The 11367-nt window shown below is 32.7% G+C and carries 14 protein-coding genes; 9 read left to right on the top strand and 5 right to left on the bottom strand.

The window, feature by feature from the left end; translation table 11 throughout:
* Positions 1-37 precede the first annotated feature (37 nt).
* Entirely contained in the window at positions 38-1300 is a 1263-nt protein-coding gene (purD, locus tag C5F50_RS08995; RefSeq protein ID WP_179371023.1) for a phosphoribosylamine--glycine ligase, read from the top strand.
* Here the strand turns inward: purD and C5F50_RS08990 are convergent.
* Both C5F50_RS08990 and C5F50_RS08985 read right to left on the bottom strand, forming a co-directional pair.
* Positions 1291-1854, bottom strand: coding sequence for a 5-formyltetrahydrofolate cyclo-ligase (locus C5F50_RS08990; protein ID WP_179371022.1), 564 nt, complete (start codon positions 1852-1854; stop codon positions 1291-1293). The two genes, purD and C5F50_RS08990, sit on opposite strands and share 10 nt — an antisense overlap.
* Positions 1838-2707, bottom strand: coding sequence for a bifunctional 5,10-methylenetetrahydrofolate dehydrogenase/5,10-methenyltetrahydrofolate cyclohydrolase (locus C5F50_RS08985; RefSeq protein ID WP_179371021.1), 870 nt, complete (start codon positions 2705-2707; stop codon positions 1838-1840). Before C5F50_RS08985 ends, C5F50_RS08990 begins: the two co-directional genes overlap by 17 nt.
* A 102-nt stretch (positions 2708-2809) precedes the next feature.
* On the opposite strand from C5F50_RS08985, the gene C5F50_RS08980 reads away from it, so the two are divergent.
* Both C5F50_RS08980 and C5F50_RS08975 read left to right on the top strand, forming a co-directional pair.
* Positions 2810-3085, top strand: a complete 276-nt coding sequence (locus C5F50_RS08980) for an antibiotic biosynthesis monooxygenase family protein (protein WP_246282021.1) — start codon at positions 2810-2812, stop codon at positions 3083-3085.
* 1 nt (position 3086) lies between these two features.
* Positions 3087-3407 carry a cupin domain-containing protein gene (locus C5F50_RS08975; RefSeq protein ID WP_179371020.1) on the top strand — a complete coding sequence of 107 codons (321 nt, stop codon included), beginning with the start codon at positions 3087-3089 and terminating at the stop codon, positions 3405-3407.
* Here the strand turns inward: C5F50_RS08975 and purN are convergent.
* Positions 3404-4021, bottom strand: a complete 618-nt coding sequence (gene purN, locus C5F50_RS08970) for a phosphoribosylglycinamide formyltransferase (RefSeq protein WP_179371019.1) — start codon at positions 4019-4021, stop codon at positions 3404-3406. The two genes, C5F50_RS08975 and purN, sit on opposite strands and share 4 nt — an antisense overlap.
* A gap of 184 nt (positions 4022-4205) precedes the next feature.
* Entirely contained in the window at positions 4206-4523 is a 318-nt protein-coding gene (locus C5F50_RS08965) for a hypothetical protein (RefSeq protein WP_179371018.1), read from the bottom strand.
* An 88-nt stretch (positions 4524-4611) separates the two neighbouring features.
* Between C5F50_RS08965 and C5F50_RS08960 the strand changes: the two genes are divergently transcribed.
* The 4 genes from C5F50_RS08960 (at position 4612) to C5F50_RS08945 (ending at position 8840) form a co-directional block, all read left to right on the top strand.
* Positions 4612-4767, top strand: a complete 156-nt coding sequence (locus tag C5F50_RS08960) for a ribbon-helix-helix domain-containing protein (protein WP_179371017.1) — start codon at positions 4612-4614, stop codon at positions 4765-4767.
* Between the two features lie 292 nt (positions 4768-5059).
* Positions 5060-5956, top strand: coding sequence for a hypothetical protein (locus C5F50_RS08955; protein ID WP_179371016.1), 897 nt, complete (start codon positions 5060-5062; stop codon positions 5954-5956).
* A gap of 433 nt (positions 5957-6389) precedes the next feature.
* The gene (locus tag C5F50_RS08950) at positions 6390-7298 is read left to right on the top strand and encodes a hypothetical protein (RefSeq protein ID WP_179371015.1); all 909 of its coding nucleotides are present in this window, start codon (positions 6390-6392) and stop codon (positions 7296-7298) included.
* A gap of 579 nt (positions 7299-7877) precedes the next feature.
* Positions 7878-8840 carry an MBL fold metallo-hydrolase gene (locus C5F50_RS08945; RefSeq protein WP_179372979.1) on the top strand — a complete coding sequence of 321 codons (963 nt, stop codon included), beginning with the start codon at positions 7878-7880 and terminating at the stop codon, positions 8838-8840.
* On the opposite strand, the gene C5F50_RS08940 is transcribed toward C5F50_RS08945, so the two are convergent.
* Complete coding sequence (locus C5F50_RS08940; protein WP_179371014.1) at positions 8833-9072, bottom strand: hypothetical protein; 240 nt, start codon at positions 9070-9072, stop codon at positions 8833-8835. The genes C5F50_RS08945 and C5F50_RS08940 overlap by 8 nt on opposite strands.
* Before the next feature lie 528 nt (positions 9073-9600).
* On the opposite strand from C5F50_RS08940, the gene C5F50_RS08935 reads away from it, so the two are divergent.
* Together C5F50_RS08935 and C5F50_RS08930 are read left to right on the top strand one after the other, a co-directional pair.
* On the top strand, positions 9601-10008 hold the full coding sequence (locus tag C5F50_RS08935; RefSeq protein WP_179371013.1) for a hypothetical protein: 408 nt from the start codon (positions 9601-9603) through the stop codon (positions 10006-10008).
* A gap of 135 nt (positions 10009-10143) precedes the next feature.
* A complete protein-coding gene (locus tag C5F50_RS08930; RefSeq protein WP_179371012.1) occupies positions 10144-10818 on the top strand; it encodes an adenylate/guanylate cyclase domain-containing protein in 675 nt (224 codons plus the stop codon).
* The last annotated feature ends 549 nt before the right edge of the window (positions 10819-11367 follow it).

Below are 11367 nucleotides of genomic sequence, written 5' to 3'. Positions count from 1 at the left end.
GACTTGGATTATATAATTGAGCAGAAGATGATTTTTGTTGGTAAATATACTTGTAGTCGGCTCTGGAGGAAGAGAGCATGCATTATCATGGAAATTATCTCAAAGCGATAAAGTTGAAACAGTTTTTACAGCTCCGGGAAATGGTGGGACTGAAAACAATATATCAATTGATGTCAATAACTTGGATGAATTAGCTGATTTTGCTCAAAAAAATAATTGTTTTACAGTAGTTGGACCTGAGGATCCTTTGGCTGCAGGAATTGTTGATAAATTCAATCAGCGAAATCTCAAAGTTTTTGGCCCTTCTCAAATGGCCGCACAACTTGAGTCAAGTAAGATTTGGGCCAAGAATTTCATGAAGCGCAATAATATCCCAACAGCCAGATTTGAAATATTTGATGATGCTCATAAGGCCCAGGACTATGTGAAATCACTTGATTACAACGTGGTGGTAAAAGCAGATGGTCTTGCAGCAGGAAAAGGAGTCATTGTTTGCAATAGTGCTGGGGAGGCAGTAGTTGCGATTCAAAGAATTCTTGTCAAAAAAACATTTGGTGATGCTGGAAATCGAATTATCATTGAGGAGAGAATTGATGGTGTTGAGGCATCATACATTGCACTTTCTGATGGAGAAATAGCCCTCCCAATGGCTTCTAGTCAGGATCATAAGAGGATTTTTGATGATGACCGAGGTCCTAACACTGGTGGAATGGGTGCATATTCTCCTACGCCAATTATTACAGATGTCTTGGCAGAAAAAATACAAAAAAAGATTATTGATAAAACTATACACTCTATGAAAAATGAAGGTATTCCGTTCAAGGGATTTTTGTATGCTGGAATTATGATTAGGGATGGTGAACCATATGTTTTGGAATACAATGTTAGGATGGGTGATCCTGAATGCCAGCCAATTGTAATGCGAATGGATTTTGATTTGTATAATTATTTTGTTGCAAGCATTGAAGGCAAACTGTCTGATATGCCTTTACCTACTTGGAAAAATCAATATGCTGTATGTGTTGTTTTGGCATCAAAAGGATATCCAGAGTCATATGCCCAAGATGAAGAGATTTCAGGTTTTGATTTAATTCCAAATGAATCATATGTTTTTCATGCTGGTACAAAAAAAGTAGATGGAAAAATTCTTTCAAATGGTGGACGAGTTTTAGGTGTTACGGCTTTGGGTGATAGTTTGGATGATGCAATTAACAATGCATATGCTGCGTCTGATAAAATATCTTGGAATAATAAATACTGCAGAAAAGATATTGGTAAAAAAGGATTGTCTTATCTCTGAGTCTGAAAAAATCTGTCTTCTGTCACAATCCAATCGATAATTACATCATGATCTGATTTTGGAATATTTTTCACAATTTGTTTTTCCAAAGTTAAGGCAATTGTTGCTGTATTATTTTCTGCTAGGAATTTATCATAGAACCCATGACCGTATCCTAACCTTACTCCATCTGGAGAAATACCTACAGTTGGGATTAAAATTACATCTAGGTTGTTGTCTGTTGTACAGTCGTCTTTGGGCTCCATGATGTCAAATCTCCCCTGCTCTAGGCTCGAAAAATCCTTTATTTTCCTAAATTCAATCTTCTCTCCAATTACTTTTGGTAAAAATACCTCTTTTCCGTTGCTGATTAATTCTTGAATGATGTCTTGTGTGAAAATTTCACTTTGAATTGGATAATAGGCTCCAATTTTTTTGGCATTTTTGAATGCATAAATCTTTTTTAATTTTTTCTGCATCTTCTCACTTGCAATCTTCAGTAGATCAAAAGATGTGTTGTCTCTTTTTTCCAAAAGAAGATTTCTGAGTGAATCTTTTTTAGGATTGCCTTCCAATTTGATTACTCAGTGATGCTGCAGTGATTGTATTTTTTAATAACATGGCAACTGTCATGGGGCCAACTCCTCCTGGAACTGGTGTTGCAAAAGATGCTTTTTTAATAATTTTTTCATAATCTGAATCCCCTACCAGTTTTTCTTGAAATCGTGATATTGCAACATCGATAACTATTGCACCCTCTTTAATCATCTCCGGCGTCAATGTGAATTTGTTTCTATCTCCTACTGCTGTAATGATGATATCTGCAGATTTACAAAACTCAGTGAGATTCTTTGTTTTAGAATGACATGTAATCACAGTTGCATTCTTTTCTAATAATAGGTGATAAAGCGGCTTTCCTACGAGATTGCTTCTATTAATTAGAACAATATTTTTTCCTTCCAAATCAATTTCATGATATTCAAACATCTCCATTACTCCTGATGGTGTACATGCAACAAGTGCTGCTTTTTTCATAGATAGCAATCCTGCATTGTGTGGAGTCAATCCATCTACATCTTTTAGTGGTGAGATTCTTGATGTGGTTGCAAATTCATCTAACTGTTCCGGCAATGGCAGTTGAACTAGTATTCCGTGTACCGAACTATCCATGTTTAGGTTATCAATAATTTTATTCAGTTCCATTTGAGTAATATTTGAATCAAGTTTGTGATCTTTTGTTGCAATTCCCACTTCTTTACATGCAATGTGTTTGTTTCTCACATACGTTGCAGATGCTGGGTTGTCTCCAATCAAAATCGTGGCCAAACAAGGGCTAATTCCTTGGGCTTTGAGTTCTTCTGCTGCCTTTTTGACCCTATCTTTGACTGATTGGGCAATTGCTTTGCCGTCAATCTTAATGCCTGCCATATTCTGATTTTGATTTGTAGATATTTAATTCTTGGAATTTTTTTAATAAAAGTCTTAGAAAAGAAATTTAATGGTGGTATTTCTAGTCACAATATGTTTGTAATGATGGCGGATGTTCAACTCAAAGATGGTGCTGAAGATGATTTTAAAAAATGGTTTTCAGAATCAAACAAAGTACTGGCAAACTTTCCAGGGTTTATCTCTAGACGCTTTCTAAAATCTAATGATGGGAGCTATAGGATTGTTGTAGAGCATGAAAGCAAAGAAACTTTCATCCGAATGCATAATAGCCCTGAGCATGATAAACTTCATCCTGAGGGGCATTCTTACATGAGTGCTCCACCTGCAAGAAAAACATTTTCAATTGCTGCTGAATAAATTGAAACTTGATTATGACCTGAATTCATATCTTGAAAAAATTAAAAAAAGCAATTCTTATTTTTACACTTTTATTAATCGTACTAGTCTTGCTGCCGGCATTTTGGTTTTACAGCCAGGCAAGGAAGACACTCAAGAACCCCATGATAGTGATGAAGTATACTATGTCATCTCAGGTGATGGTTTTTTGAAAATTAAAGACAAAGATTACACAGTTTCAAAAGATAAATTATTTTTTGTTGCAAAAGACGTAGAGCATTTTTTTCATGGAAACACTAAAGAGCTTAAAGTTTTGTATTTTTTTGGCGGCCCTGATTCTTAAGTGATGATGGTTTTTCTCCCAAAAACTCTGACTTTATTCCTGGCAATTAGATTTACTGCTTCGGGATAGATTCTGTGTTCTTCTTTTAGAATTCTTTTTGATAATGATTCTTCTGTATCATTTTCTTTGATTTTTACAACTGCCTGGATTATTACTGGTCCAGTATCCATTTCTGCATCAACAAAATGAACTGTACATCCTGAATACTTTGCACCATACTCTAATGCCTGTTTTTGTGCATTTAGCCCTGTAAAACTTGGGAGCAATGCTGGATGAATGTTGATTATTCTATTTTTGTATTCTTTTACAAATTGTGGACTGATTATTCTCATAAATCCTGCAAGACATACAAGTCCATTTTCTGGGGTGACTCCATATTTTTTTAGAATTGAGATAATTTTTTTGTCATAATCTGCTCTACTTCCTTCAAAACCTTTGCTCTCAATAACCTCTGTGTTGATCCCTAGATTCCCTGCAATTTTTAGGCCTCTTGCATCGGTTCTGTTTGAAATGACTACTGCTGGGTTAATTGGGATCTTTTTACTTTTAATTGACTTTAGAATATTCTCCATGTTGCTCCCACGACCTGAGATTAGAATTCCTAGATTTAGCAACTAGTCAATACTAGATCAAACCTGCAATTAATGTGTGTGGATCGTAGATTAATTGCTAACTGTGTTTTACCATAATCCAAATCAATCAAAATTTTAGAATCATCAAAGATCAATATCTCTCTCATCGGTTTCAATTTTTTTACAAGTAAACTATTTCAAGTTCAAATCTGTTGATATTTGAACCCTAAGTAAGCATGCTTAGGGTTTTGGTGTGGCTTTTACTGTTCTCAAATGCTTTCTTGAGTTTTTCTTCAAGAATTGCTTTTTTATTGATCTCCTCAATCCATGACTCTAGTTTTTCCTTGATCTCTTTCTCATCTACTGCTTTGTTCTTTATTCCTGACTGAATTCGTTTTCTTAAATCCAATTCCTTTCTTACTGTAAATACCACAAATTGTGACATGTTTGCAAACTCGCCGTTTTTCAAGATCTTTGCGATCTCTTTGGATTGTGACTTGAGAATGTTTACTTTAATCCAGTTTTCAGGCTTGGCCTTTTTCATATGATGTTATGATGTGAGACAAATTAATAAATATTGTTACATATATGTTACAAGGAAGAGAGATTAGTCAGATAACATGGATTTTTGTATGGCTGATTGGTCTGCAGTGCGTATGCCTAAAGAAATGAGCGATGAGATTGAAAAATTTCTCAATACTGCAAAGGCAAAAAGATCTGGTTATACTAGTAAGACACAGTTTGTGGTGTCTGCTGTAAGGGAATTGCTTGAAAAATACTCAAAGTAATCACATTACCCAATATTTGATCAGACGGGAATGACTTCAAACAACAGTTCGTCTTTAAAGTGTATCCTGACTCTCTACCCGTCTGACCTGAAAGTCAGGATATACAAAAGAAGAACTGACTTGCTTTTAGTGTTTTTTACAATTCTTTGTAAAAATCATTTAATTAGAATTGTATGTTTGTTAGCAGTTTCTAATAATCTAATTTCTAATATATTCATACTATAAGAATATTGCTTCAATACAAATTGAATCAATGTTTAATAACCACATACTATATGAGAATGATAATAACATGAAAAATACAAAGACAGTCAAAACAATATTGTTTGCTTCTTTGATTGCTGCAATGATCTTGCCATTTTCTGGTATGAATTTTGCGTATGCAGCAGAGAAGACAGACAAAGAATTGATTGATGAATGGAACCGATCATTTAGCAATAAAATCACATCTGGTGAAGAACCATCTGATGAGATAAAAATTGACATAATGAAAGGTCTCTATGAAGCAATGGAAAATCCAAAACCACTTACTGATGCAGAAATAAAATACTACAAAGAACAGGCAGAAGTATTAGAAAAAGCCACGGCACTTAATGAACAGATTAACAAAACATCTGATCCTGAAACCAAAAAGGCTTTGGAAGCAAAACTAAAAGCTATGAAACCTAGAATGGCTGAGGTAGGTATTTTCGCACCCGAAGACGTAGATAATGAAGAACTCTTGAAAATACAGAATGAATATCGGGGAACTAGTCTAGATCCCTTTCAATCTCCTGAAAACTTTTTTGGATTGGTTATTCAGTATGCTCATGCTGCATTAGGACAATATCAGACCTTCATATTCCTACAATTTGGATGTGGTGGATTTCAATGTGAATCAGCTAAAACTCTTGCCTATCTAGATCCAGGCGAGTCAATGAATGCATCTATTGTTGTGCCGGGATATATTGATTCCCCAATCAATACTCTTGAACATAGATACAGAGTTGGAAATCTACAAGCAAGTCAATGGCAAGCTGGTTATCATCAAGCAATTCACTATGATGCCAATTGGAACTACGTCGATGGTGATACTAGAACAAGTAATGAATGGTATCCGAGTCAACAATACTCATCACATACAGTTCATGCATCATACAACGTAGACGGCGGAGATCAAACATATCAATATCTCTACTTCTATCCATAACCTTTTTTCTTTTCTATATTAGACCTGAAAAGTAACCTGATTTAGTTCCATATTTTTTCTTAAACCATAAAATAGCAATATTCCCTTTTCATTCTCCTGAAAATCATGAAAAATATTGTATCCATATGACCACTTGAAGAATCCTTCTAACAACATGATTTATTTTTATTAAAATTAGTTATACGAATTCTTTAATCAAAAAATTCAAATGAATTTAGACTAGTCCAATTTGAAAGGATTTACTGAATATGATTTTAAAATGAAATATTGAAAAATACGCGGTATTTGTCAGAGAAGTCTTGGGAAATGAAATCAACATTTGTACAGAACATAAAATTACATTTAGAAAAATTAAATATAATTAATGCGGATCTGTGTGGATTTATACAGTCAATAGAATGTTTTATGAGTATATTCATCTAAGAAAAAGAAAATGAAAACTAGGCTTTTGATAATTATTGCAGCGTTTCTTGTATCGATTCCTTGGATTAGAGGATTAGAATTTGGCATGAATAATCAAGTTATGTGGAATGGAATTACAATCAATTCTATCATTGTTATGACACTCACCATCATGTTTTCTCTTATGTCTTGGGTTTTGTTTTCATGGGCATCAAAAAATATCAAACCAATAGGAATTCCACTAAGCATTATTACTGGCACATCATTATTGATTCCATTTAGTCAAGTTCTGGGACCGATGGCTGGAATCATTGTTGGAATTGTAGCAGGATTTGCAGCATTTATGCTTCAAAAAAAGATTATCAGTCCTGCGCAAAATACATCTCTAATAATTGCTGCAATAACTATTGTTGCGACATATTTTGTTTTGATCTTGATGATTTTAGCAATTCAGACATCATCATTTGTATGGAATACTGGAGGTGTTATTGGTCAATGTGATCTTCCTTTAATTTTTTGTACACATTTTTATGAATTCCATCTTGGAGGTGGTTCGATTGATTTAGATCCTGATTTATCTCCTAGTTATGCTTTGGATTTTGCTGGCGGTTTGTTTTACCCTATATTTTTGCAGCTCTTAGTATTATTTGGAATTATTTCATCATTATTTCTAACGCCTTATTTCATTCTAAAAAGAAAAAACACCCCAAGCAAGCCCTACCTATCTTTAATCTTATCAGGCTTGTTGTTATTTTTTGGCATACCTAGTTTTATTGCATCTTTACAGACTTTTGCAATCATATTGTCTCAACCTGAACAAATTAGAACATGGGTTTTTGATCCTCAGTTTATTTTACTATTGATGCCGATTATCGTATCAATTATTGCAGGAATTCTATTGTATAGATCCTCAGTCATTAGGAAATTGATAAAGAAATGAAAACTAGAATTCTGACCCTCAATGGTCCACTCCATCAAATCTATTGGGATTTGAACTGTCTTATGCACTAACGCATTCAATCAGTCTGGAAGAGTGTTTTGTTAATTGATGGTGCATGTCAGCGTGGGATTCTTCGGTAAATGACAGATTGCAACGGTAACACTTCCATGCATTCATCATGTTTGTTCTAAACAAATTTTGTATTTAACCTCAATGAATGATTTGTCTTTTTGCAATGGTATCCAAAATAAAAAAACACAAAAACCATTTATCTAAAAATAATTAATTCTATACTTCGTACACCTAGTTAGGTGTGCGCAGTATGGTATAATGATATCAAGACTTGTAGAAAAAAATATTCGGATCTTTTTTTAATCCATCTTTGGTAGAAAATAGCTTCTAACCAAGAAATTTTTTAGTATTAAACCCTACTTTGTATACATTACAGTATTATTCTTTCACATAATTTTATCTTGATTACGAATGTATAAAATAGATTGATCTATGGTTCACATATACTAAACCTGCAATTTATATCAAATCCAATTATCTTGATTTTCATTGTCTAGAAAAGTCAGGATTACTAAAAATGGAATCCTGTGTGAGGTCAATGAAAAACGTGTTTACTTGGATCCTAAAAACAGTGATGCAGACGGAATCAATTTTGTATCCCATGCTCATTCTGATCATCTTCCAACTAAAAACGGCGGCATCATCTTATCATCAATTGAGACAAATGAAATAGCTAATCTTCGTGGCTTTAAAATGGAAAACCATGTGGAATCACTGGAGGCTTTTTCTCTAATTGACAGTGGCCATATTCTTGGTGCCAAGGGTTTGCTTTTTGATGATATTTTCTATACTGGAGATGTTTGTACAAGGGATAGAGGTTTTCTAAAAGGCGCAAAAATTCCAAAATGTAAAACATTGATTACTGAATGCACGTTTGGATTACCTGAATTTGTTTTTCCAAAAATGGCGGAAATTCAAAAACAAGTAAATGAATTGATTTCTGAACTTTATGGTAAAGGCATACCTGTAATTTTAATGGGATATCAATTGGGAAAAGCACAAACCATCACACAACTATTTGGCCATTGGGGGCCACTTTACTTTCATGATTCTGTTAAAGATATGAATTTACTTCATCAAAAATTTGGAGTTTCATTAAAGGATGGGATTGGTCACTCAGATGCTGAAAAAAATGGATTGCTTGAGAAAAAACCATGGGTGATGGTAGCGCCAATGATGTCAAGTAAAAATAAATTCATTCAGGACATGAAATCAAAATATGGTGCAGTAACAATTGGGTTTAGTGGATGGGCTCAATCTTCTAGATTCTCTTTTGGACGAAGAACTGATTATTCAATTCCAATGAGTGATCACTGTGATTATAATGAACTTGTAGAAATGGTAGTACAATCAGGAGCAGAACAAGTTTACACAATTCATGGTTTTGTAGATGAGTTTGCCCAACAATTACGAAAAATTGGCATTAATGCTCAACCACTAATAGAGAATTCTTTAGATGACTTTACTTAGTTGAAAATTTACTGCACTCACAATTCTCAACTAGACATGTTTCAGCATTTCTGATGTGATCATGTGAAAAATGCTTGCATTTTTCATTTTTACATATCCTTCTTTGAGCTTCCTTTTGTACCACTGATTGGGCAATTGCATTTGCCCTATCTTTTGAATAACCTTTCTTATCCATGTAAAAATGAACAATACTGTTGTAGAGTAAATCTGGTTTGAATTGTTTTTCTAACATGGGATATTCTGGTTAAAATACCACTTTATTCTATAAAAACACCATGCAAAGAAGTATGTTGATTTTTGAAAATACGATAAAATCCCCCGCAACAAGGAAAACACACATCCAACATTTGGATAAATTCCTGACCTTTTTTGATGTAAAAGATATGATACACTGACTTCTATTTCTCAAGAAAAATTACAAATTATGATGGAAGACTAATGCATCTCAAAAAAACCATATCTGCAAATACTATCAATTTACCAATTGCAGCAATAAAGGCATTTTTAGATTGCAATGATGTAGAATTGAGATGTCATACAATACACTTCAATATGATAAAGAATATTTGATATGAAATATAATTATTATTTGTTTTGTTCTGATATGTAGTAAAAAATGTAAAAAATATGATCATTGATAACTGTTTTACATATTTTTTTTAATAAACTTGGATTTTTTTGTTTCTACAATAACTCCAATACTTGTTTGTAATCAAAAAACAAACAGAATCTTAATTGGATAATTCTATTGGATGAAATAATGTTTATACTCAATACAACACAAAGCAAAACAAAAAAACACATAGGATGTTTTGGTGTAGAATACAAAGTTGAAACACCGAGACTCTTCTCAATGAAAAAGACAGTCTTATTTGGAATGTTGTCTGCATTGACCATTTTAATGCTAAATATTCCATCTGGAATAGAAAACACGTACGTCTATGGAACCGAAGGAATTGAGGACAAATTATCTGGTGAAATGTCTTTGGTAAGAAATCATTTCAAAGTAGGCAGTCCAGTTCATTCCAATCAAGTCATGTATGATGATTCAAATAGAATTGCATTAGAAGAGAGATCTAATTTGAAAAACCATTTCTCATATGGACAACTAGGAATTTCTGATGGTGAATCTTCAGTAGACAACATTCATGAAAAAAGAAGAGATTAAGACTTTTATCTACTAATTTTTTATTTTTGTTTTTTTGAAAAGGGTGTTGTGTTATATAATTAGAAAAATTATGATCATGTTCGTTTAAAATGATATCCCTGTACATTATGTATCATAATTATATCAAAATGATTAATGTCAAAAGAATCATTAACAAATTTGATGTTGAAAAATTCAGAGAATATTCTAAAACAAAATATAGTTTCAGATGATGAACATGAGGAATTTCATGTCTCAGTTTTGGGAAGTCAAAAGCAATTATGTGTTGGAATTATTGACATTGTAAATTCTACAAAAACCGTAGCCAGGTTACCCCAAAACAAGTATTCCATTTACTATGAAATATTTTTAAATCATATGGGCAAGATAATTTACCATTTCAACGGAAAAATCCTCAAAACCTTGGGTGATGGAATTTTATTTTATTTCCCTGAAACTGTTAATTCTGAAAGAATATTTGGTTTTTTGGATTGCATTGAATCTGGTTTTTCCATGATCGAGTCACATGAAAAATTAAATCAATTATTAATTGTAGATTCACTTCCATCAATTAATTTTAGAGTTAGTCTTGATTATGGACAAGTAACTATGATGAAGACTTCGGAATGGATACTTGATCTTCTAGGTCCTACTATAAACATATGTGCAAAAATTAACCATTCATGTGAAATCAATAGTATGATTATAGGCAGTGATCTATATGAGCAGATAAAAGCAATACCTGAGTACAAATTTGAAAAAACAGGAAACACATCACTTGGTTTGAAACATGATTATCAGTTCTACAAAGTCAATAGAAAAAAATCATAAAAATAAACACAAATAATATTCTAAAGACTATAACCTAACATAGAACATTTGACTGTTTCTTTTAATGGCTGATGTTTGAGAAATTAGATTCCACTATGTATTGATTCGAATTATGGAATCACCTGTCATTTTGAAGGTTAAAATAAACACATATGATTTAACAAAATCTCTAGATTTAGATTAAATTTAACAACAGAATTTAATAAATTTGAAAACAATAAACTGGAAATGATTGGTAATCTTTCTTCAAAAATGGCACATGATCTGAGAAATCCATTAATCATTTTACAATCTCAAATTGAATTAATGAAGGTAAAACAAAAAAATCATGAAGATCAAGTGTTAACAAATTCCATTTTAAGTATGAGGAACCCTTTCTCACATTACAAATCCAATCAATGATGTATTGGTTTTCATCAGAACTTCTGAACTTAGAATGATTACTTGTGATTTGAAAGAAATTATAAAAAGTTCAATAAATGAGGTACGATTCCCAAGTGACATTAAATTGTATTCATCACTTGAATCTTGTGTACTTCAATGTGATGT

The sequence above is a fragment of the Nitrosopumilus ureiphilus genome (assembly GCF_013407185.1).
In the GTDB taxonomy this organism is placed as follows: Archaea; Thermoproteota; Nitrososphaeria; order Nitrososphaerales; family Nitrosopumilaceae; genus Nitrosopumilus; species Nitrosopumilus ureiphilus.
The sequence above is the reverse complement of the archived record's forward strand: the minus strand, read 5'-3'. Positions and strand labels throughout refer to the sequence as shown.

Bases quoted from the DNA above. Each gene is read 5' to 3' on its own strand.
- C5F50_RS08985 (WP_179371021.1), bottom strand. From the start codon at position 2,707: ATGGCAGGCATTAAGATTGACGGCAAAGCAATTGCCCAATCAGTCAAA.
- C5F50_RS08980 (WP_246282021.1), top strand. From the start codon at position 2,810: ATGATGGCGGATGTTCAACTCAAAGATGGTGCTGAAGATGATTTTAAA.
- C5F50_RS08965 (WP_179371018.1), bottom strand. From the start codon at position 4,523: ATGAAAAAGGCCAAGCCTGAAAACTGGATTAAAGTAAACATTCTCAAG.
- C5F50_RS08960 (WP_179371017.1), top strand. From the start codon at position 4,612: ATGGCTGATTGGTCTGCAGTGCGTATGCCTAAAGAAATGAGCGATGAG.
- C5F50_RS08955 (WP_179371016.1), top strand. From the start codon at position 5,060: ATGAAAAATACAAAGACAGTCAAAACAATATTGTTTGCTTCTTTGATT.
- C5F50_RS08950 (WP_179371015.1), top strand. From the start codon at position 6,390: ATGAAAACTAGGCTTTTGATAATTATTGCAGCGTTTCTTGTATCGATT.
- C5F50_RS08940 (WP_179371014.1), bottom strand. From the start codon at position 9,072: ATGTTAGAAAAACAATTCAAACCAGATTTACTCTACAACAGTATTGTT.
- C5F50_RS08935 (WP_179371013.1), top strand. From the start codon at position 9,601: ATGTTTATACTCAATACAACACAAAGCAAAACAAAAAAACACATAGGA.
- C5F50_RS08930 (WP_179371012.1), top strand. From the start codon at position 10,144: ATGTCAAAAGAATCATTAACAAATTTGATGTTGAAAAATTCAGAGAAT.